General features: G+C 71.8%; 20 protein-coding genes. 3 read left to right on the top strand and 17 right to left on the bottom strand.

From position 1 onward, the window contains the following. Positions 1-19: 19 nt before the first annotated feature. The 3 genes from ACGFYN_RS07020 to ACGFYN_RS07010 all read right to left on the bottom strand — a co-directional run bounded on the left by ACGFYN_RS07020 (position 20) and on the right by ACGFYN_RS07010 (position 1,978). The gene (locus ACGFYN_RS07020; protein WP_393864711.1) at positions 20-496 is read right to left on the bottom strand and encodes a hypothetical protein; all 477 of its coding nucleotides are present in this window, start codon (positions 494-496) and stop codon (positions 20-22) included. A gap of 212 nt (positions 497-708) precedes the next feature. Then, entirely contained in the window at positions 709-1,062 is a 354-nt protein-coding gene (locus ACGFYN_RS07015; protein ID WP_393864710.1) for a cytidine deaminase, read from the bottom strand. 28 nt (positions 1,063-1,090) lie between these two features. Further along, on the bottom strand, positions 1,091-1,978 hold the full coding sequence (locus tag ACGFYN_RS07010) for a helix-turn-helix transcriptional regulator (protein WP_393864709.1): 888 nt from the start codon (positions 1,976-1,978) through the stop codon (positions 1,091-1,093). Positions 1,979-2,072: 94 nt separating this feature from the next. On the opposite strand from ACGFYN_RS07010, the gene ACGFYN_RS07005 reads away from it, so the two are divergent. Continuing rightward, positions 2,073-3,512 carry an MFS transporter gene (locus ACGFYN_RS07005; RefSeq protein ID WP_393864708.1) on the top strand — a complete coding sequence of 480 codons (1,440 nt, stop codon included), beginning with the start codon at positions 2,073-2,075 and terminating at the stop codon, positions 3,510-3,512. On the opposite strand, the gene ACGFYN_RS07000 is transcribed toward ACGFYN_RS07005, so the two are convergent. From ACGFYN_RS07000 to ACGFYN_RS06960, 9 genes are all read right to left on the bottom strand, one after another. Then, complete coding sequence (locus ACGFYN_RS07000) at positions 3,474-3,833, bottom strand: MmcQ/YjbR family DNA-binding protein (RefSeq protein ID WP_393864707.1); 360 nt, start codon at positions 3,831-3,833, stop codon at positions 3,474-3,476. The two genes, ACGFYN_RS07005 and ACGFYN_RS07000, sit on opposite strands and share 39 nt — an antisense overlap. Next, positions 3,830-4,120: a hypothetical protein gene (locus ACGFYN_RS06995; protein WP_393864706.1), complete on the bottom strand. Its 291-nt coding sequence runs from the start codon at positions 4,118-4,120 to the stop codon at positions 3,830-3,832. The genes ACGFYN_RS07000 and ACGFYN_RS06995 overlap by 4 nt, the downstream gene beginning before the upstream one ends. Further along, on the bottom strand, positions 4,117-5,424 hold the full coding sequence (locus tag ACGFYN_RS06990; protein ID WP_393864705.1) for a hemolysin family protein: 1,308 nt from the start codon (positions 5,422-5,424) through the stop codon (positions 4,117-4,119). The genes ACGFYN_RS06995 and ACGFYN_RS06990 overlap by 4 nt, the downstream gene beginning before the upstream one ends. Beyond that, positions 5,421-5,918, bottom strand: coding sequence for an rRNA maturation RNase YbeY (ybeY, locus tag ACGFYN_RS06985; RefSeq protein ID WP_393864704.1), 498 nt, complete (start codon positions 5,916-5,918; stop codon positions 5,421-5,423). Before ybeY ends, ACGFYN_RS06990 begins: the two co-directional genes overlap by 4 nt. A gap of 29 nt (positions 5,919-5,947) precedes the next feature. Next, on the bottom strand, positions 5,948-7,021 hold the full coding sequence (locus ACGFYN_RS06980) for a PhoH family protein (RefSeq protein WP_393864703.1): 1,074 nt from the start codon (positions 7,019-7,021) through the stop codon (positions 5,948-5,950). A 140-nt stretch (positions 7,022-7,161) separates the two neighbouring features. Then, positions 7,162-8,307 (bottom strand): carbohydrate kinase family protein, encoded by a 1,146-nt coding sequence (locus tag ACGFYN_RS06975; protein WP_393864702.1) that lies wholly within the window; start codon positions 8,305-8,307, stop codon positions 7,162-7,164. Between the two features lie 224 nt (positions 8,308-8,531). Beyond that, a complete protein-coding gene (locus ACGFYN_RS06970; protein ID WP_393864701.1) occupies positions 8,532-9,938 on the bottom strand; it encodes an MFS transporter in 1,407 nt (468 codons plus the stop codon). A 46-nt stretch (positions 9,939-9,984) separates the two neighbouring features. Beyond that, complete coding sequence (locus ACGFYN_RS06965; protein ID WP_393864700.1) at positions 9,985-11,274, bottom strand: glucarate dehydratase family protein; 1,290 nt, start codon at positions 11,272-11,274, stop codon at positions 9,985-9,987. Further along, complete coding sequence (locus ACGFYN_RS06960) at positions 11,271-12,167, bottom strand: 5-dehydro-4-deoxyglucarate dehydratase (RefSeq protein ID WP_393864699.1); 897 nt, start codon at positions 12,165-12,167, stop codon at positions 11,271-11,273. Before ACGFYN_RS06960 ends, ACGFYN_RS06965 begins: the two co-directional genes overlap by 4 nt. A gap of 142 nt (positions 12,168-12,309) precedes the next feature. Here ACGFYN_RS06960 and ACGFYN_RS06955 point away from each other — a divergent pair, with 142 nt between their 5' ends. After that, on the top strand, positions 12,310-13,095 hold the full coding sequence (locus ACGFYN_RS06955; protein ID WP_393864698.1) for an IclR family transcriptional regulator: 786 nt from the start codon (positions 12,310-12,312) through the stop codon (positions 13,093-13,095). A 225-nt stretch (positions 13,096-13,320) separates the two neighbouring features. Beyond that, positions 13,321-14,514 carry an MFS transporter gene (locus tag ACGFYN_RS06950; protein ID WP_393864697.1) on the top strand — a complete coding sequence of 398 codons (1,194 nt, stop codon included), beginning with the start codon at positions 13,321-13,323 and terminating at the stop codon, positions 14,512-14,514. On the opposite strand, the gene ACGFYN_RS06945 is transcribed toward ACGFYN_RS06950, so the two are convergent. From ACGFYN_RS06945 to ACGFYN_RS06925, 5 genes are read right to left on the bottom strand one after another with little or no spacing between them, the layout of a single operon-like run. Further along, positions 14,511-15,500 carry an adenosine deaminase gene (locus tag ACGFYN_RS06945; RefSeq protein ID WP_393864696.1) on the bottom strand — a complete coding sequence of 330 codons (990 nt, stop codon included), beginning with the start codon at positions 15,498-15,500 and terminating at the stop codon, positions 14,511-14,513. The genes ACGFYN_RS06950 and ACGFYN_RS06945 overlap by 4 nt on opposite strands. A 20-nt stretch (positions 15,501-15,520) precedes the next feature. Continuing rightward, positions 15,521-16,426 (bottom strand): ribonuclease Z, encoded by a 906-nt coding sequence (locus tag ACGFYN_RS06940; RefSeq protein WP_393864695.1) that lies wholly within the window; start codon positions 16,424-16,426, stop codon positions 15,521-15,523. Between the two features lie 6 nt (positions 16,427-16,432). Continuing rightward, positions 16,433-16,786: a histidine triad nucleotide-binding protein gene (locus tag ACGFYN_RS06935; protein ID WP_393864694.1), complete on the bottom strand. Its 354-nt coding sequence runs from the start codon at positions 16,784-16,786 to the stop codon at positions 16,433-16,435. A gap of 52 nt (positions 16,787-16,838) precedes the next feature. Then, positions 16,839-20,063 (bottom strand): S41 family peptidase, encoded by a 3,225-nt coding sequence (locus ACGFYN_RS06930; RefSeq protein ID WP_393864693.1) that lies wholly within the window; start codon positions 20,061-20,063, stop codon positions 16,839-16,841. A 45-nt stretch (positions 20,064-20,108) separates the two neighbouring features. After that, entirely contained in the window at positions 20,109-20,660 is a 552-nt protein-coding gene (locus tag ACGFYN_RS06925; RefSeq protein ID WP_393864692.1) for a hypothetical protein, read from the bottom strand. Positions 20,661-20,710: the final 50 nt, after the last annotated feature.

The following is a 20,710-nucleotide window of genomic DNA, read 5'->3' as shown; positions in this document are numbered from 1 at the left end:
GCCTGTCGGTCGCGCCGGTTCAGTCGAACACGAACGGTCCGGGTGACTGCGGCCCGGTCGCCGTGCAGGTGATGGTGATGCCGAAGACGGTCATCTGGAGCGAGCCGCCGTTGGCCTCCAGGCTGTCGCCGGAGGCCACGGTGCCGCTGAGCGGACCGACGCTGACGGGGTCACCGGCCGCCATCGCCGGGTTCTTGGTGCCGGTGAAGGCGGTCGTGCCGCCGCTCGCCTTGACCATGGTCAGCGTGGAGGAGATCGAGTCCTGCGACAGGGCGATCGGGGCGGTGATCGCGGACGACGTGAGGGTGATGGTGGCCGACGTGCCGTCCTGGGTGGCCGTGAGGGTGGCGCCCCCGCCGCCGAAGCTGCCGCAGTCGGCGGTGATCGTCGCCGACTGCGGGGTGACGGCGAGGGCGCTGGGGGCGAACGCGAGCGAGGCGGCCGCGAGGGCCCCCACCGCCATTGCCGCACCGGTGCTGATTCGTCTGGCTCTCATGGAGATCCGACTCCCTTCCCGTGTCTGGGAATTGCCATGTGGGGATGGTGGGGAGAGGTCCGGACGGGCCGTCGGGTCGGCGTGGTGCGGTACGCCGGGTGGGGGGTGGCGGATCGGATCTGACGGCCCGTCGGAACTACCGGTTCCATTGATGCGCGTGGGGCGGAGATACGGCAAGGACGAATTCCGGACGACTCTGAAGCGGCCGATTTTCAACCCGCGGTGACGGTGCTCCGAACCGCTCCGTCCGGCCCGGCCACCAGCACCGGGGTCTGCGGGCCGCCCAGGTCGGCCACCGCGGCCCGGTCCTCGTCCGCGGCCGACCCGGCCTCGGTCACCACGGCCGCCGCCTCCAGGGACTTCGCGCCCGAGGCCACCGCCATGGCGACCGCCGTGCGCAGCGCGCTCAGCTTCAGCGACGGAAGATCGACGGTCCCTGCGACGTACGTACGCCCGGTCTCGTCCCGTACGGCCGCCCCCTCGGGCACGGCGTTGCGGGCCCGCGCGGAACGGGCCAGGGTGACGATCTTGCGGTCCTCGGGGTCAAGCGCGCTGCTGTCGGTCATGGGCCGAGCATACGGAGCACCGGGGCCGCTATCCGGCCACGGGGTACATCGCCCCGCGGCGGCCCTCCGGAGACGCCAGCCACTCCAGCTTCGCCGCGGTGTTCGCCTCGTCCAGCGGCGTGTGCAGCACGATCGTCAGGTCGGGCCGGGCCGGCACCCGCATCGCCGTGGACTCCACGACCAGGAGCCCGACCAGCGGATGCTCCAGCTCCTTGCGGATCTGCCCGGCGTCCTCGATGTCCCGCTCGGCCCACATCGCGGCGAACTCCTCGCTCGCGTCCATCAGCTGGGCCAGCAGTGACTGAAAGCCCTCGTCGTCGGGCCGGGCCGAGCTCGCGGCCCGGAACTGCGCGACGACCGTGCGCGCGTTGTGCTCCCAGCTCTTGGAGCGGGACCGGTACAGGGGGTCCGTGAAGAAGTCGACGACGCAGTTCTGCGTGTTGCCGGGCCGCATGCCCAGCACCGCCGAGGCGGCGTCGTTGTAGAGCACGCAGTTGTAGTACGGGTCCATGATGTGCGCCGGATACGGCATCCAGGTGTCGATCAGCCGCCGCAGCCCCTCGTACATGTCCCGCTTGTCGGGCTCGGTCTCGGGCGGCGGCGGGTTCAGCCCCGCCAGCAGATACAGGTGCCGGCGCTCGGCGCCGCTCAGCTTCAGCACCCGCGCCACGGAGTCGAGGACCTGCGGGGAGACCGAGATGTCCCGACCCTGTTCCAGCCACTGGTACCAGGACGCGCCGACGCCCGCGAGCACGGCGACCTCCTCGCGACGCAGCCCGGGCGTGCGCCGCCGGGCCCCGCCGTCCGGCAGGCCCGCCTCGCCCGGTGAGATCCGCGCCCGCCGGCTCATCAGGAACTCACGCAGCTCCCGCAGCCGGTGCTCCTTGCCCGCCGCCGTCTCGATTACGTCCGCCACCTGTCCAACTCCCCCGTCAGCGTGCCTGGTGGTGCCACCACCAGGACAACTTCCGGCTCCCCACGGCTATTCCGGCTCCCGCAGTCTCTTGTCCATGGCGATCGACACCACCTCACCCGTGACTCCCACCGAACCGCTCGACACCCCCCGGTTGTCGACGCGCGACAAGCTCGTCCTGTTCGTCCTGTGCGCGGCCCAGTTCATGGTCGCCCTGGACTTCTCCGTCCTGAACGTGTCGCTGCCCGCCCTCGGGAGCGACCTGGGCATGAGCCGGTCGGCCCTGCAGTGGGCGGTCACCGCGTTCGCACTGCCCTCCGGCGGCTTCCTGCTCCTGTTCGGCCGGATCGGCGACCTCTACGGCCGCCGGAAGCTGTTCCTGACCGGCCTCGCGCTGTTCGGCGCGGCCTCGCTGCTCGCGACGCTCGCCTGGGACCCGGCGTCGTTCCTGACCGGGCGCGCGCTGCAGGGCCTCGGCGCGGCGGCGATCGTGCCGACCGGCATGTCCCTGCTGACCACGACGTTCCCGGAGGGCCCGGCCCGCGACCGTGCGCTCGGCATCTCGGGCACGCTGCTCTCGCTCGGCTTCACGGTCGGCATGGTGGCCGGCGGTGTCCTGACCGACACGTTCGGCTGGCGCTCCACGATGGCGCTGCTCACCCTGTTCGCCCTGATCGTGCTGCCGCTGGCGCCCGCCCTGCTGCCGGAGTCACGCACCCCGGAGCGCCCGCGCCTGGACGTCCCCGGCGCGATCACGGTCACCGCGGGCCTGCTCTCGCTGATCTACGCCCTGTCGACGGCCGCCGACCACGGCTTCGCCCGCACCGACGTCGCGGCGACCCTGGCCACGGGCATCGTGCTCCTCGCGGCGTTCGTGACCATCGAGTCCCGTACGACCGCTCCCCTGGTCTCGCTCCCGATGCTGCGCCGCCGCACCGTGGCGTGGGGCAACTTCGGTGGCCTGGTCACCTTCTCGATGATGTCGACGGTCGTCTTCGTCCTGACCCTGTACCTGCAGGAGATCCTGCACCTGTCGGCCTTCGAGACCGGCCTGGTCTTCGGTGTCCAGGGAGTGCTGTCGGCGGTCGCGGGCGCCTGGGCCCCGAGGGTCATCGGCCGGATCGGCGCGCGCCGCACCCTGGTCGCCTCGCTGACCGGCCAGGGCACCCTGATCGCCGCCCTGCTCGGCCTGGACGCCCAAGGCTGGTCGGTCTGGCTCGCGGTGACCGCCGTCTCCCTGTCCAGCATGTGCCACCTGGGCGCGATCATCTCCTACGGCCTGACCGTCACCTCCGGCGTCCCGGACGAGGAACAGGGCCTGGCCACCGGCCTGGTGACCTCGACCCAGCAGATCGGCCTCACGGTCGGCATCCCGCTCCTCGGCGTGCTGGCCACGACCTCCCACGACCTGCTGTCCGGCGTCCACACGGTGCTGGCGATCGACGCGGCGGTCGTCCTGATCGCGGCGGCGCTGGTCGCCGTGGGCCTGAGGGTCCGCTCAGGGACGGTCGAGCCGCAGCCGCTCCGCGCGCGGTAGACCGGCCACCACCAGGTCGTACGAGTCCTCCACGAGCTCCCGGACCAGCCGGTCCGGGAGCTCGCCGTCGACCGTGACGGTGTTCCAGTGGCGCTTGTTCATGTGATACCCGGGGCTGATCAGCCCCTCGTACTCGGTGCGCAGCCGCACCGCGTCCTCCGGCTCGCACTTGAGGTTCACGGTGAGCGGTCGCCCGTCCAGGTGGCTGAGGGCGAACATCTTCCCCAGCACCTTGAAGACGGAGGTGTCGGGGTTGAAGGGGAAGTCCTCCACGGCGGCGTTGAAGGACAGGCAGAGCTCGCGCAGTTCCTGCGGGGTCATGCGGTGGTCTCCTCGCCGGTCGCCGGGCGGCCGTGGGCGCACTCGATCTCGTTGCCGTGCAGGTCGGTCACGTATCCGTGGCCGTCGAGCTGCACGATCACCGTCGCCGGTTCATGTTCGACCTCGAAGGGGTCGCCGTCGCCGAAGCCGTACGTCACGACCACGAAGGTCTCTGCGGGGCGCAGCCAGTGGTCGCTGCCGTAGGGCTCGAGGATCAGTTCCAGCAGGTCCGTGCCCCGGTTGGTCACGCGCATCCGCGCCACCGGTCCGCCGTCGGCCTGTGTCACTCCTCCTTCGCCTCCTCCGCGGGCGGGTACGCCGGGTCGATCGGCTCCACGAGCACGGTGACGATCTTGTTGCGGCGGCCCGCCGCGGACTCGGCGGTCAGGCGGAGTTCGCGGCCGTCGGGAAGTCCGACGACCGACGACGCCTCGGCGATGGGGACGCGGCCGAGGGCCTTGGCGAGGAGGCCGCCCACGGTCTCCACGTCCTCGTCGTCGAACTCGTCGAGGCCGTAGAGCTCGCCGAGGTCGGTGATGTCGAGGCGGGCGGTGACGCGGTAGCGGTCCTCGCCGAGGTCCTCCACGGGCGGGAGTTCGCGGTCGTACTCGTCGGTGATCTCGCCGACGATCTCCTCGAGGATGTCCTCGATGGTGACGATGCCGGCCGTGCCGCCGTACTCGTCGATGACGACGGCGACGTGGTTGCGCTCCTGCTGCATCTCGCGCAGCAGGTCGCCCGCGTTCTTGGTGTCGGGCACGAACGCGGCCGGCCGCATGGCCGTCGAGACGAGCTCCGACTCGGCGTCGCGGCTGATGTGCGTCTTGCGCGCCAGGTCCTTCAGATACACGATCCCGACGATGTCGTCCTCGCTCTCACCGGTGACCGGTATGCGCGAGAAGCCCGAGCGGAGCGCGAGGGTGAGGGCCTGACGGATCGTCTTGTAGCGCTCGATGACGACCAGGTCGGTGCGCGGGACCATGACCTCCCGCACGAGCGTGTCGCCCAGCTCGAAGACCGAGTGCACCATGCGACGCTCCTCGTCCTCGATCAGCGACTCCTTCTCCGCGAGGTCGACCAGCGCCCTGAGCTCCGCCTCGGAGGCGAAGGGTCCGCGGCGGAAGCCCTTGCCCGGGGTGAGCGCGTTGCCGATGAGGATCAGCAGGTTCGGGATCGGGCCCATGATCCGGGCCAGCGGCAGCAGCACGTACGCCGCCACCGTCGCCGTGTTCAGCGGGTGCTGGCGGCCGATGGTGCGCGGCGAGACGCCGACGGCGACGTACGACACCAGGACCATCACGCCGATCGCCACCAGCAGGGCGCGGGTGGTACCCGGGAACTCCTGGAGGCAGGCGTACGTCACCAGCGCCGCGGCCGCCATCTCGCAGGCGACGCGGACCAGCAGCGCGACGTTCAGATACCGCGTGGGGTCGGCGGCGATCTGCGCGAGTTTCGCGCTGCCGCGGCGCCCGGAGCGCACCGCCTCCTCCGCGCGGAAGCTGGAGACGCGCGCGAGGCCCGCCTCCGCGCAGGCGGCGAGCCACGCCACGACGACGAGGGCGATCGCGCCCGCGACGATCTGCGCACTCATGAGACGGTCGGGGCCGGGGACGGGCCGGTCAGGCCCTTCTCCGCGCGCCAGCCGTCCACGATGGCCGCCTGGAGGCCGAACATCTCGGCCTTCTCGTCGGGCTCCTCGTGGTCGTATCCGAGGAGATGCAGCACTCCGTGGACGGTCAGGAGCTGGAGCTCCTCGTCCATGGAGTGCTCCGTCGGCGCCTCGTCGCCCTGCTTCTTGGCGACCTCGGGACACAGCACGATGTCGCCGAGGAGCCCCTGCGGGGGCTCCTCCTCGTCCTTCGACGGCGGACGCAGCTCGTCCATGGGAAAGGACATGACATCCGTGGGCCCCGGCAGGTCCATCCACTGAACGTGCAGCTGCTCCATGGCGTCGGCGTCCACGACGATCACCGAGAGCTCGGAGAGCGGGTGAATGCGCATCCGCGCCAGTGCGTAGCGGGCGATGTCGAGGATCGCCTGCTCGTCGACCTCGGTACCGGACTCGTTGTTGACGTCGATCGACATGCTGCTGCTCGGTCTCCCGCTTTTAAATGTCACAGCCCCTTGTGCCCGGACTGCCTGCCCCGGCCGCCCTTGTGGCCGCCGTTCTCGGTGCCGTGCTGGCTGTCGTACTTCTCGTACGCGTCGACGATACGGCCCACCAGCTTGTGCCGTACGACGTCCTGGGACGTGAGCCGGGAGAAGTGGACGTCGTCGAGGCCCTCCAGGATGTCCTGGACCTGGCGCAGTCCCGACTTGGTGCCGCTGGGCAGGTCGACCTGCGTCACGTCACCGGTGATCACGATCTTCGAGTCGAAGCCGAGCCGGGTGAGGAACATCTTCATCTGCTCGGGGCTCGTGTTCTGGGCCTCGTCCAGGATGATGAAGGCGTCATTGAGCGTACGGCCGCGCATGTAGGCGAGGGGCGCGACCTCGATGGTCCCGGCGGCCATCAGGCGCGGGATCGAGTCCGGGTCGAGCATGTCGTGCAGCGCGTCGTAGAGCGGGCGCAGATAGGGGTCGATCTTCTCGTAGAGCGTGCCCGGGAGGAAGCCGAGCCGCTCTCCGGCCTCGACCGCCGGACGGGTCAGGATGATGCGGTTGACCTGCTTGGACTGCAGGGCCTGCACCGCCTTGGCCATGGCGAGGTAGGTCTTCCCGGTGCCGGCGGGGCCGATGCCGAAGACGATCGTGTGCTTGTCGATCGCGTCGACGTACCGCTTCTGGTTGAGGGTCTTGGGGCGGATGGTGCGGCCGCGGGAGGACAGGATGTTCTGCGTGAGTACCTCGGCCGGGGTCTCCTGGCCGTCGCTCGTCCCGTTCTCGCTCGCCTTCAGCATGGCGATCGAGCGTTCCACTGCGTCCTCCGTCATCGGCTGCCCGGTGCGGAGCACCAGCATCATCTCGTCGAACACGCGCGAAATCAGGGCGACGTCCTTCGAGTCGCCGACCGCGCTGATCTGGTTGCCCCGGACATGGATGTCGGCCGCCGGGAAGGCCGTCTCGATCACGCGCAGAAGGGAGTCGCCGGACCCCAGAACGGTGACCATGGGGTGCTGGGCGGGGACGGTGAACTCTGCTCGTGCCTGCCCCTGCGCGGGGCCGTGAGCTGTGGGTGTCTGAGTCATGGGCCGGCTCGTAGGCCTTGCTCGTCCTCCTCGTTACGGCACGCTGGCCGCTCGGGCTGCCTGGCGTTTTCCAGGGTACGCCGGGGCAGTGACAACGCCGTAGGGCTTTTCCGTGCCCTGTGTTTCACAGGCGGCGCCCGCTACGCCGACCGGAAACCGATCGTCGGCACGGCCCGGCGCAGCGGCCACGGCCGTGCCTCCCGCTCCGGCACGAGCCGCTGCAGGAACGCGTACCGGCGCAGGGCGGCCGGGTCCTGGCCGCGCACCGACTGCACCTTGCGCCACCAGGCGCCGATCTCGGACCAGCCCGGCGCGGACAGGGAGCCGCCGAACTCCTGCACCGACAGGGCCGCCGTGAGGCCCGCGAAGGCGAGGCGGTCGGCGAGCGGCCAGCCGGCGAGCGTGCCGGTGACGAAGCCGGCCACGAAGACGTCGCCGGCGCCGGTCGGGTCCAGGGCCTCCACCGCGATGGCGGGGACCTCGGCGGTCTCGCCGGTGCGGCGGTCCACGGCGTACGCGCCCTCGGCGCCGAGGGTGACCACCGCGAGCGGTACGTGTTCGGTGAGGGCGTGGGCGGCGGCGCGGGGGCAGGCCGCGCCGGTGTACCGCATCGCCTCCTCCGCGTTCGGCAGGAAGGCCTCGCAGTGTTCGAGGTCGGGCAGGCCCGCGAGGTCCCAGGCGCCGGTGTCGTCCCAGCCGACGTCGGCGAAGATGCGGGTGCCGTGGGCGGCGGCCTCGGCGATCCAGGCGGCGCTTCTGCCGGGGGTGAGGGCGGCGATGGCGGCACGGGCGCGGGGCGTGCGGTCGTGGCTGCCGGCCTGGTCGTGCACGGCCTCGAAGGGCGGTTCGTGGCCGTGGGAGACCATCGTGCGCTCGCCCTCGTACGCCATGGAGACGGTGACCGGGGAGTGCCAGCCGGGGACGGTGCGGGACGTCGCGAGGTCGATGTGCTCGCCCTGCTCCAGCGCGTCCCAGCAGTACTCGCCGTAGTGGTCGTCGCCGAAGGCCGCGGCGAGCGATGTCCTCAGGCCGAGGCGGGCCAGTGCGGTGGCCATGTTCGCCACGCCGCCGGGGCTCGACCCCATCCCGCGCGCCCAGGACTCCGTCCCGCGCACCGGGGCGGAGTCGAGCCCGGTGAAGATGATGTCGAGGAAGACGGTGCCGGTGAGATAGACGTCCCAGGGCGGATCGTCCGGACTGCGCAGCACGGCCAGGGGGTCGACCTCGGCCTGGCACTGCGGTCCTTCGGTGATGGGCGACGGTCCCTTCCCGGTGGGCGTGATCACGGTGCACTCCCTGACATGGTGCGGATCAGGCCAGTGTGCACCACCCCACCGACAGCGCGCCGCCGCTCCCGTGTCCGGCTCCGCCCGCTCGGACCGCAGCAGATCCCGGGTGCGCCGCGCGGGCGGCCCCCGGCCCCCGCGGACGCCGTACGCGCCGCCGGGGGGCACACCGGACGACCGGAAACCGCCGCCCGCCCCCGGCTCGCCGCGCTCGCCCGGTCCTCTCAGGCCGCGCTGCCCCCCAACTGCCCCGTACGCGCCGCCCCCGGGGTCGCCTTCGGTGCCGGGGCCGCCGCCACGGGAGGTGCCGTGCGTGTACGGGCGCGGTCGTTGCGGCCGCCGCCGCGTACCAGCAGCACGCTCAGGGCGGCCAGGAAGCCGACGACCGTCAGGCCCACCAGTCCGGCCTTCGTGGAACCCGTGGTGTCCTCGATGATGCCGAAGGCCGTCGGGGCCACGAAACCGCCGAGGTTTCCGATGGAGTTGACGAGGGCGATGCCGGGAGCCGCCGCCCGTGCGTCCAGGTAGCTCTGGGGGATCGTCCAGAAGATCGGGGAGGCCGGCTTGAAGCCCATGGCGGCCAGGCACAGGGCGCCCAGGCTCACCCAGGGCGAGACGAACACCGCGAGCAGGGTGCCGCAGCCACCGAGGACGAGCAGGGCGATCAGGACCGGGCGCCGCTTGCCGATACGGTCGGAGATCCGCCCGGCGACGTAGACCGCGATGATCGCGCACAGCCACGGCACCGCCGTCAGCAGACCGACTTGGAAGTCGCTCAGCCCGCCGATGTCGTCCACGATCGACGGCAGCCAGAACGTCACGGCGTACAGGGCGACGTTGATCGCGAAGTAGATCCAGAGGAAGAGCAGCATCTGCGGGTCGGCGAGCAGCTTCCAGCGCGAGACGTGGGTCCCGGTGCCGCGCTGCTCGTCACGGACGGTCTGCTCGGCGTCGATGACCGCCACCAGCTCCCGCTTCTCCTCCTCCGTCAGCCAGCGCGCGTTCTCCACGCCCGAGTCGAGGAAGCGGAAGACGACGAACCCGAGCACGATCGAGAAGACGCCCTCGGCGAAGAACATCCACTGCCAGCCGGAGTGGCCCCAGATGCCGTGCATTTCGAGGAGCGCGCCGGAGATCGGGCCGACGATCACCGTCGCCGTACCGGAACCCATCAGGAAGATCGAGGTGGCCCGGCCGCGGTGGGAGTCGGGCAGCCAGCGGGAGAAGTAGTAGATGACGGCCGGGAAGAAGCCCGCCTCCGCGACGCCGAGCAGAAAGCGCAGGGCGTAGAACGTGCCGGGGCTGTTCACGAAGGCCATCGCCGTCGCCACCACACCCCAGCTGATCATGATCCGGGTCAGCCAGACCTTGGGCCCGAAGCGCTCCATCAGCATGTTGGAGGGGATTTCGAAGATGGCGTACGCGATGAAGAAGATCCCGGCGCCGAGACCGAACGCGGCCGCCGACAGCCCCACGTCGGCGCGCAGCTGGTCCTGCGCGAAGCCGAGGTTGACGCGGTCCATGTAGTTCGCGACGAACATCACGAAGAACAGCGGGACCACACGGCGGAAGATCTTGCGGATGGCGGACTCGACCGCCGGCGGGTGGAGTTCGGGTACTGCTGCTGACACGAGCGGCTCCGATCGTGGGCAGGGGAAGGGGAGTTGCCGGCCGACGTCACCAGCGGGGGACGGCCGGGGTGACCCACTCGGGGTCCGCGACGCGCATGGCCGCCGCGTCGTCGCGCTCGCGCAGGGCGCCGTCGTCCTCGAGCCACCGCTGATGCAGCAACTGCACCTTCTCGCGGTCGAGTTCGACGCCGAGGCCCGGCGCGTCGGAGACGGTGACCTTGCCGTCGACGAAGGTCAGCCGCTCGGTGAGCACGTCCTCCGACTGCCAGGGGTAGTGGGAGTCGCAGGCGTGGTGGAGGCCGGGGACGGTGGACGCGACATGGGTCATCGCGGCCAGGCTGATCCCCAGGTGGGTGTTGGAGTGCATGGAGACGCCGACGCCGAAGGTGCGGCAGACGGCGGCGAGTTGCTGGGTGTTGCGCAGTCCGCCCCAGTAGTGGTGGTCGGAGAGGACGACCTGGACGGCGCCCTTGGTGAACGCCTCCTGGATCTCGGCGAACGTCGTCACGCACATGTTGGTGGCCAGCGGCACTCCCGTGGCGGCGGCCACCTCGGCCATCGCGGGGGTGCCGAGCGCCGGGTCCTCCAGGTACTCGAGGACGTCGCCGATTTCCGCGGCCACCTTCAGCGAAGTCGCAACGGACCAGGCGCCGTTGGGGTCCAGGCGCAGCGGGTGCCCGGGGAACGCCTCGGCCAGCGCCCGGATCGCGGCGATCTCCTCGTCCGGCGGGAAGACACCGCCCTTGAGCTTGAACGACCGGAACCCGTACCGCTCCGTGAACAGCCGGGCCTGCTCGACGACCCCGGCCGGGTCGACCGCGGCTCCCCAGTCGTCCTTCTCGCAGGCCACGCCCTCGGGGTGGCCGGCCCACTTGTAGAAGAGGTAGGCGCTGTACTCGACCGCGTCGCGCACCTTGCCGCCGAGCAGCGCGTGCACGGGCAGGCCGAGCGCCTTGCCGAGGGCGTCGAGGCAGGCGACCTCGAAGCCGGAGACGACGGACAGCCGCAGCTTGTCGGCGGTCTGCACGCCGCGCAGCCCGCCGACGTCGACCTGGTTCTCGACCCGCGCGGAGTCCACGGCGACCTCGTCGGCGACCGTGAACAGCCCGTTCAGGTCGCCGACCTGACGGCCGATCAGCCTCTGCGCGAACGGCCGCGCCAGCTCCAGGTACTTGGTGTCGCCGTACGTCTCGCCCACACCGGTGATCCCGTCGGCCGTCACCACCTCCACGATGAGCCGCGGGGTGTACGGCTGGTGCACGCCCTGCGTGTTGAGCAGCGGCGGGTCCGCGACCAGGATCGGCGTCAGCCGTACGTCGGTGATGGTGAGGTTCACAGGGAGGCTCCTACGAGGTCGAGTCCGGTGGTCAGGAGGGTCTTGAGGTCCGCCAGGTCGGCGGCCGAGGGGTCGGTGAGCGGGGCGCGCACGGGGCCGACGGGGCGGCCGCGCAGCCGGGCCGCCGCCTTCACCAGCGACACGGCGTATCCCGGTACGCGGTCGCGGAGTTCGACGAGCGGGACGTAGAAGTCGCGCAGCAACGTCTCGACCGTGGCCAGGTCCTCCTTCTGCAGCGCCGTGAAGAAGGCGTTCGCGATCTCCGGGGCGAAGGCGTGCACGGCGGAGGAGTAGGCGGCAACGCCGACGGTGGCGTAGGCGCGGGCCTGGATCTCCGCGGTGGAGGCGCCGTTGAAGAACAGGAAGTCTTCCGGTGCGGCGAGGGTGAGGCGCTGGAGGCGGTCGAGGTCGCTGTGCCCGTCCTTGAGGCCGATGACGTTCGGGATCCGGGCGATGCGCCGCAACGAGTCGGCGGTGAAGGCGACTTGGCCGCGCTGGTAGGCGATGAGCGGCAGCCGGGTGCGGGCCGCGATCTGTTCCAGCTGGGCGACCAGGCCGTCCTGCGGGGCGGCGACCAGGTAGTGCGGCAGGACGAGGAGCGCGTCGGCGCCGGCCTCCTCCGCGATGCGCGCGAACCGTACGGCCTGCGCCCAGCCGTAGCCGATTCCGGCGACGACGGGCACGCGGCCGCCCGCCTCCTCGACCGCGATGGTCACGACCTGCCGGTACTCGTCCTCGTCCAGCGAGAAGAACTCGCCGGTGCCGCAGGCCGGGAAGACGGCGCCGGGCGCGGTTTCGAGCTGGGCCGCGACATGGGTGCGGCAGCTCTCCGGGTCGAGCGAGCCGTCCTCGTGGAACGAGGTCAGCGGGAAGGAGAGCACCCCTTTCGCCATCCCGTTCCGCAGCCTCTGCGCTGCTGTCTCCGTCCCAGTCACAGCATCTCCCCATGTAGATGTTGTCTATGTATGAAGACAGAGCTTAGGTATGCGAACAGCGGGCGTCAACGGTCCGGTGCCGGCCGATTACCATCGGCCCATGTCGGAGACAGATGGCGGCGTCCGCGAGGTGAAGTCGGCCGCACGGACGGTCGAGCTGCTGGAACTGCTCGCTGCGCGCGGCGACCGGCCCGCGCGGCTGCAGGAGCTGGCGGACGAGCTGGGCGTTCCGCGCAGCTCGATGTACGCACTGCTGCAGACCCTGATCGGCCGGGGCTGGGTGCGCACGGACATCACCGGGTCGCTCTACGGCATCGGCATCCACGCCCTGCTCACCGGCACCAGCTACCTGGACTCCGACCCGCGCGTGCGCATCGTGCGGCCGTATCTCGACGAGGCGTCCGACGCCCTGGGCGAGACGATCCACCTGGGGCGGCTGGACGGCCGGGACGTGGCGTACCTGGCGACCCGGGAGTCGCACGAGTACCTGCGCACCATCAGCCGGGTCGGCCGCCGGCTGCCGGCCCACGTCGGCGCGCTGGGCAAGGCGCTGCTGGCCGAGCGGGGCGACGAGGAACTGCCCGAGGGGCCGTACGAGGCGATGACCTCGAACACGCACACCGGCAGGGAGGCCCTCGCCGCCGATCTCGCCGAGATCCGCGCCCGCGGCTACTCGATCGACCGCGAGGAGGGCGTCGCCGGCATCGTCGGCTTCGGCTTCGCGCTCCGCTACGAGACTCCCGCGCAGGACGCCATCAGCTGCTCGGTCCCGGTGGCCCGGCTGACGCCCGAACACCAGGAGCGGATCGTCGCGGTGATGCGGGAGATCCGGCTGAAGATCGAGTCGGGCGCACCTGGTGCGGGGGGCTCGGCGCACTGGCGTTAGCCGCGCTTCCGCCGCGGGCGAAGGGGCGCTTGTTCACCCGATGCGGGCCGCGCGTTTACCCGACCTCAGGCACCCCAAACAGAACGTGTGCCACATCACACCCCCTGGGCTTCTTTCGCAAACCGCGTGCTTGATACAACTTGCTCGCGCGTTCCTGTCCGTCGACGGCCTGCGCCCCAAAACCCCTTTCTTGTGCCGCTCCTTTCGCATGCCCTGGGAACGCCCGTGTTCGCCCCTCGCACCACCATCCCCTGGCCCCTCGTCGCCCTTTTCACGGCCGGCTACCTCGCCCCCTACCTGCTGCCCACCACCGTGGGCCGACTGGATTCGGGGCTGCCACTGACCGCCACACAGGCGGGTGCCGTCGGCAGCGTGCTGCTGCTGAGTTCCGCGTCGGCCGGCTTCCTGCTGGCCTCGCGCGTCGAACGGATCGGGGCCAGGACCCTGGCCCGGATCGGACTCACACTCGCCGTGCTCGGCTACGGCACCGCCGCGCTGACCCACGCCGTCCCGGCCGTCGTCCTCGGCGCGCTGGTCGGCGGCTTCGGCTCCGGTACGGCCACGACCGTGGCCGCCACCGGGATCGCCGCCCAGCCCGACCCGCACCGCACCACCACGGTCGGCCTGCTCGGCGTCTCCGCGCTCGCGGGCGCCGTCTATCTGACCGTGCCCCACCTCGGTGCGGGCCACGGCCAGCCGCTGGCCGCGATCGCCCTCACCGCGCTCGTGGTCTGGCCGCTCACCGGCCGCCTGCCGCTGCGGACGGCCGCCCAGCGGTCCGCCCTGGACGGCCCCCGTCTCCCCCACTTCCGTTCCGGCCTCGTCCTCGCCCTCGCGCTGCTGTGCTGGTCCCTCGCGCAGAACTCCCTGTGGGGGGTCAGCGGACGCATCGGCCTGGCGCAGGCGCATCTGCCCGAGACGACCGTCGGCGTGGTCTTCGCGGTGGCGCTCGGCGCCGGGCTGCTGGGCCTGACGGTCGCGGGCGCGATCGGCCCGCGGTTCGGGCGGGCCGTCCCGGTCGGCGCCGGTACCGCCGTCATCGCCGGCTGCATCGTGCTCAGCGCGTCCGCCACCGACCTCAAGTCCTTCGCGGGCGGCGAGATCGCCTGGAACCTGCTCTACCCGGTCGTGCTGTCGTACGTGATCGGCCTCGCCGCCCTCCTGGACCCGCGCGGCCGGTGGGCGGTCCTGGTCGGCTCGGCGTCCTCGCTGGGGACGGCGGCGGGCCCGCTGACCGGCAGCGTGCTCGCCGCGCAGGCCGGCTTCACGGTGATGGGCGTCGTCCTCGCCGTCGGCCTCCTCGTGATCGCCGTACCGATGACGGCGGTCGCGCTGCGCGTCGGCAGGATCACCCTCCCGGTCGTCGAGATCCCGGTGGAGACGTCCGTCCCGAGCTCCTACGACACCACCGCGGCCTAGAACTCGTAGGCCTCCACCTCCGCGAGATACCTGGCCCGCCGCTCCTCGTCGTCCTCCAGGAAGGACGCGACGAAGGAGTTGCGGGCCAACTCGCGCAGGCGGTCCTCGGACAGGCCCAGGGTGGCGCGCACGGCGGTGAAGTTGTCGCCGGCGTAGCCGCCGAAGTAGGCCGGGTCGTCGGAGTTGACCGTGCACAGGAGACCGGCGTCGAGCATCGCGGGAAGCGGGTGGTCGGCGAGGGTGTCGACCGTGCGCAGCCGGACGTTGGACAGCGGGCACAGGGTCAGCGGGATGCGGTCCCGGACCAGCCGCGCAACCAGCGCCGGGTCCTCCATGCACCGCAGCCCGTGGTCCACGCGCTCGACGCCGAGCACGTCCAGGGCCTCGGTGACGTACTCCGGCGGGCCCTCCTCGCCGGCGTGCGCCACCCGGCGCAGACCGAGTGCCGCGGCGGTCTCGTACACCTCGCGGAACTTCGCCGGCGGGTGCCCCACCTCGGCCGAGTCCAGGCCGACACCGGTGATCCGGTCCAGGTACGGCTTCGCCGCGTGCAGGGTCTCCAGGGCCGACCCGGCGGACTCGTCCCGCAGGAAGCACAGGATGAGCCGCGTCGAGACGCCGTGATTCGCCTCGCTGCTGCCCAGCGCCCGCCACAGCCCGTCCACCACCGTGCCCATCCCCACGCCCCGGGACAGGTGCGCCTGCGGGTCGAAGAAGATCTCCGCGTGCCGCACGCCCTGCGCCGCGGCGCGGGCGAGGTAGGCGTTGGCGAGGTCCTCGAAGTCCCGCTCGGTGCGCAGCACGGCCATGAGCCCGTAGTACAGGTTCAGGAAGGACTGGAGGTCCTCGAAGTCGTACGCCGTGCGGAGCTCGCCGGTGTCGGCGTAGGGCAGCTCGACGCCGTTGCGCGCGGCCAGCTCGAAGGCCAGCTCCGGTTCCAGGGTGCCTTCGATGTGGAGGTGCAGTTCAGCTTTGGGGATGGGCATCGAAGCATCGTACGGGTGTTTTACCGGCGTTTCGGAACCGGTGCCCGCAGCAGATCGTGCGCGACGGTCAGCTCCCCCTCGAAGCCGGCGGCCCGGGCCTGCCGCTCGAACTCCTCCGAGCCGGTGTAGCGCTGGCTGAAGTGCGTGAGCACCAGATGCCGTACGCCCGCCTCGCGCGCCACGGCCGCCGCCTGCCCGGCGGTGAGGTGGCCGTGCTCGGTCGCGAGGTCCGTGTCCTCGTCGAGGAAGGTCGACTCGATGACGAGCATGTCGCAGCCCTCGGCGAGCGCGTGCACGCCGTCGCACAGCCGGGTGTCCATGACGAAGGCGAACCGCTGGCCGCGCCGGACCTCGCTGACGTCCGCCAGGGAGACGCCGTTGTACGAGCCCTCCCGCTGGAGGCGCCCGACGTCCGGGCCCTTGATGCCGTGCGCGGCCAGCCGCTCGGGGAGCATGCGGCGGCCGTCGGGCTCGACGAGGCGGTAGCCGTAGGACTCGACAGGGTGGGAGAGTCTGCGCGCTTCGAGGGTGTACGAGCCCGTGACGGCCAGGACGCCGTCCGCGTCGACCGGTGCCTCGGTGAGCGCGACCGTCTCCCGGTACGCCGTCGCATACCGCAGCCGGTCGAAGAAGCGCTGCCCCGAGGCCGGGTAGTGCGCGCTGATCTCGTGCGGCACCCGGTCGAGGTTGATGCGCTGGATGACGCCGGCCAGGCCCAGCGAGTGGTCCCCGTGGAAGTGCGTGACGCAGATCCGGTTCAGGTCGTGCGCGGCGACCCCGGCCCGCAGCATCTGGCGCTGCGTGCCCTCGCCGGGGTCGAAGAGGAGGCCCTCGCCGTCCCAGCGCAGCAGATAGCCGTTGTGGTTGCGGTGCCGGGTGGGGACCTGGCTGGCGGTGCCGAGGACCACCAATTCACGTACGGACACGGCTGGTTACCCGGGGGGCCACTGCAGGCCGCGGCCGCCGAGGACGTGGGCGTGCACGTGGAAGACGGTCTGGCCGGCGCCCGCGCCCGTGTTGAAGACGATGCGGTAGCTATCCAGCTTGTCCTCGTCGGCGATCTCCTGGGCCTCGCGCAGCAGGTCCGCGGCGAGGACCGGTTCGGCGGCGGCGATCGCCGCGGCGTTCGGATAGTGCGCCTTGGGGATCACCAGGACGTGGGTGGGTGCCTGGGGGTTGATGTCCCGGAAGGCGACGGTGGTTTCCGTTTCCCGCACGATCGTCGCCGGGACATGACCTTCGACGATCTTGCAGAACAGGCAGTCGTCCTGCGGCTCCCCTGGCATGTGCTCTCCTCAAGGCGGCTGATCGCGTACGGGGGCATCGTATCGAGGGGTGTCAGTCCAGGCTCGGTGGTGTCTTGGCGGGGGTCTCCGCCAGGGCCGCGAGGGCGATGCGGATCGCCTCGTCGAGCTGGGTGTCCCGGCCCGCCGCGTGGTCCTGGGGGCGCTGGATCACCTCCACGTCCGGGTCCACGCCGCGGTTCTCCACCCCCCACTCGTAACCTTCCAGCCAGAACGCGTACTTGGGCTGGGTGATGAGCGTGCCGTCGACCAGCCGGTAGCGGCTGTCGATGCCGATCACGCCGCCCCAGGTCCGCGTCCCGACCACCGGGCCGATGCCCAGGGCCTTGATCGCCGCGTTGACGATGTCGCCGTCGGAGCCGGAGAACTCGTTGGCCACGGCGACGACCGGGCCGCGCGGCGCGTCCTGCGGGTAGCTGTAGGCGCGCATGCCGCGGGGGAGGGCCCAGCCGACGATGCGCCGCGCCAGCTTCTCCACCACGAGTTGGGAGGTGTGGCCGCCGCGGTTCTCCCGGACGTCGACGACCAGGCCCTCACGCGCCACCTCGACACGCAGGTCGCGGTGGATCTGGGCCCAGCCCGGGGCCTGCATGTCGGGGACGTGGAGGTAGCCGAGGCGGCCGCCGGAGCGTTCGTGGACGTGGGCGCGCCGGTCCGTCACCCACGCGTGGTAGCGCAGGGGTTCCTCGTCGGCCGTCGGGACGACCACCGCGTGCCGTGCCTCGCCGCCGCCGGCCGGGGAGACGGTCAGCTCGACTGGCTTGCCTGCCGTGCCGACGAGCAGCGGGCCGGGCCCGGTGACCGGGTCCACCGGGACGCCGCCCACCGCCACGATCGCGTCACCGGCCCGCACCGCGACGCCGGGTGCGGCGAGCGGGGAGCGGGCCGCCGGGTCGGAGGTCTCGGTGGGCAGGATGCGGTCGATGCGCCAACTGCCGTCCTCGTGGCGGGAGATGTCCGCACCGAGCAGTCCCTGCCGGGGCCCGTGGCCATGGCCGCCGCGCGGGACGACGTAGGCGTGGGAGGTGCCGAGCTCGCCCTGCACCTCCCAGAGCAGGTCGACGAGGTCGTCGTGGGTGGCGACCCGCTCCAGCACCGGCCGGTAGCGGTCGAGGACGCCCGGCCAGTCGACGCCGTTCATGTCGGGCCGCCAGAAGTGGTCCCGCATGATGCGGCCGGTCTCCTCGTACATCTGCCGCCACTCGGCCGACGGGTCGACGCTCTGCCGGACCCTGGAGAGGTCCACGGTGACGTTCGTGTCGCTGTCGTCGTCGTTCGAGGCCCGCCGGTCGCTGGGCACGACCTTCAGTCGGCCGTCCGTCCACAGCAGCACCCGCTTGCCGTCGCCGCTCACCGCGAAGTGGTCGGCGTCGGCCGCCAGATGCTCCAGACGGTGCTGCGCGAGGTCGTAGCGCTCCAGCTCGGTCCTCGGGTCGGGGTCGTCCGGGGTGGCCCGGGAGGAGCCGAGGACGCCCTGCACCGGGTGGCGCAGCCACAGCACGCCGTCCTTGGCCGCGCGCAGGTTGGAGTAGCGGGCGGCCTCGACCGGGAAGGGCACGATCCGGTCGGCGAGACCCTCCAGGTCGATGCGGGTGGCCGGGGCGCCCTCGCTGTCGGGGGTCTCGTCCTTGTCGGGCGCCTCGAAGGGACGGCCGTGCCGCTGCGGCCCGAAGGGCGACGGGGTCGTGGCGGCCAGCGTGATCAGGTGCGGGCGGTCGCCGACCACGAAGGCCAGGTCGAAGACGTGCTCGTCGTAGACCGGGTCGAAGGAGCGGTTGGACAGGAACGCGAGGTGCTTGCCGTCGAGGGTGAAGGCGGGTGCGTAGTCCTGGAAGCGGAGCGGGGTCGCCTCCGTGACCGACAGGTCGGTGGTGTTGGCGAGGCGGAGCTGGCGCAGCGGGCGCGGGCCGGGGTGGGACCAGGCGAGCCAGGCCGAGTCGGGTGAGAAGACCAGCCCGGAGACGTCGCCGTCGTCGCTGCGGTCGACCTCGCGGACCTCCCCGGTCTCGCGCTCGACGAGCAGCACCCGGCCGTCGTGCGCGGCGACCGCGGCCCTGCTGCCGTCGGGTGCCATGGCGAGAGCGAGGACCCGGCCGAGCTGTCCCGCGGCGAGCCGGCGCGGGGTGGCGCCGGGCGCGAGGCCGGTGGCGGGCGCGAACTCCAGGGCGTCGTCGCCCTCCGCGTCCGTCACCCACACCACCCACTCCTCGCCCTCCGCCCGGAAGGTGCGCGGCAGCCGGGCCCGTACACCGGGTGCGGCGGCGAGCGCGCGGGCGGGGCCCGAGCGGTGGGTGACCCAGTGCACGGCGCCACGGACGGCGACCGCGCTGCCGCGCGCGGTGTGGTCGGGCGCGGCGGAGCCGAACCAGCGGGAGGCCTCCAGGTGGAAGGTCTGCCGGTCGTTGCGCTGTCCGCCGAGCCGGACGTCGATCCGGCGCGGCTCGGCCCCGTCCAGGTCGTCGAGGATCCACAGCTCACCGGCGGACGCGTAGACGACCCGGGTGCCGTCCCCGGCGGCGTGCCGGGCGTAGAAGCCGTCGACCGGGGTGTGCCGTCGCAGCTCGGATCCGTCGGCGAGGGAGGAGTAAAGCGCACCGGCACCCTCGTGGTCGGAGAGGAAGGCGATGCGCTCGCCCGCCCACACCGGGAACTCGAGGTTCCCGTCCAGGTCCTCGTGCAGCCGTACGAACTCGCCCTGGCCCTCTCGATCGATCCACAACTTCCCGGCCGTACCGCCCCGGTAGCGCTTCCACCAGGCCGCCTCCCGCCCCATCGGCGCGGACAGCAGCACGGTGCTCGGCCCGTAGGCGACACCGCCGACGGGTCCGTACGGCAGCGGGGTCGACGGTCCGCCGTCGAGCGGGACGGTGTGCGCCCAGGAGCGGCGCAGGCTGGCCTGGCCGTGGGTGGTGATCGCCAGGACCTGGCCCTCGGGGGTCCAGCCGCGCACCTGGGTGCGCCAACTCCCCCAGTGCGTCAGCCGCCTGGACGGCCCGCCGTCGACCGGCGCGATGTGCACCTCGGGGGCGCCGTCGCGGGCGGAGGTCCAGGCGACGGTGGTGCCGTCGGACGAGATGCGCGGCGCGGAGACCGGCACGTCGTCGGTGCTGACCCGCCAGGCCCGGCCGCCGTCGAGAGGGGCGAGCCAGATGTCGTCCTCTGCGGCGAAGGTCACCAACTCGCCGTGCACATGCGGGAATCGAACATATGCCGACGAGGCTGCGGAGGCTGCGGATGCCGGGGAGGCGGGCTGAGTCACCCGATCACCTTAGGCAAGGGCCGCCCGCGCAACCAGGCCTTTCGATCACTTGCCCTCCACGGGCCAGCACTGCGGATCGCCCTTGCACCAGATGGTCTTGGTGACCGTCACGGTGACGGTGGCGCCCGGCGGCTGTCCGTCGGACGGGTTGTTGACGGGCGACGGCGTCGAGTTGCAGTTGCCGAGCCCGCTCACGTGGAACCAGACCTTGTTGCCGACCTTGGCGGTCAGATCACCCCGCACACAGGCGCCGTCGACGGTCCGCGTGACCTTGCCGGTGACGGTGATGTCCTGCCCGTCCTTCGTCTGCCCCTGGCAGTCGACGTTGGCGATGGTGGTCGCGCTCGCCGAAGGTGCCTGGCTCGACGACTGGTTGTTGTTTCCGTAGTTGGCGGTGCAGCTGAGCCACTGCACGTCGACGTGCTGCGCCTTCAGTGCCGCTGTCGCGGTCCGATCGGTCGTGTACGCCACCGACGCGGAGTTCAGCCCATTGGGGTCACACGCCACGGCCCCGCCCACGGCGGCCACCACACAGGCCGTCGCAGCCGCGACCCGCCGTCCCCGCGGCCGCCGCCAGATCTGCCTCAACGCCCCCATGGACGGCAGACTGCCACCAGCCGCCGTCCGGCGGTAGAGCGCATACGGTC

Origin of the sequence: Streptomyces sp. NPDC048419, assembly GCF_043200415.1 — a bacterium.
GTDB lineage: Bacteria > Actinomycetota > Actinomycetes > Streptomycetales > Streptomycetaceae > Streptomyces.
Note: the sequence above shows the minus strand (reverse complement) of the source record. Positions and strands in the feature narration are given on the sequence as shown.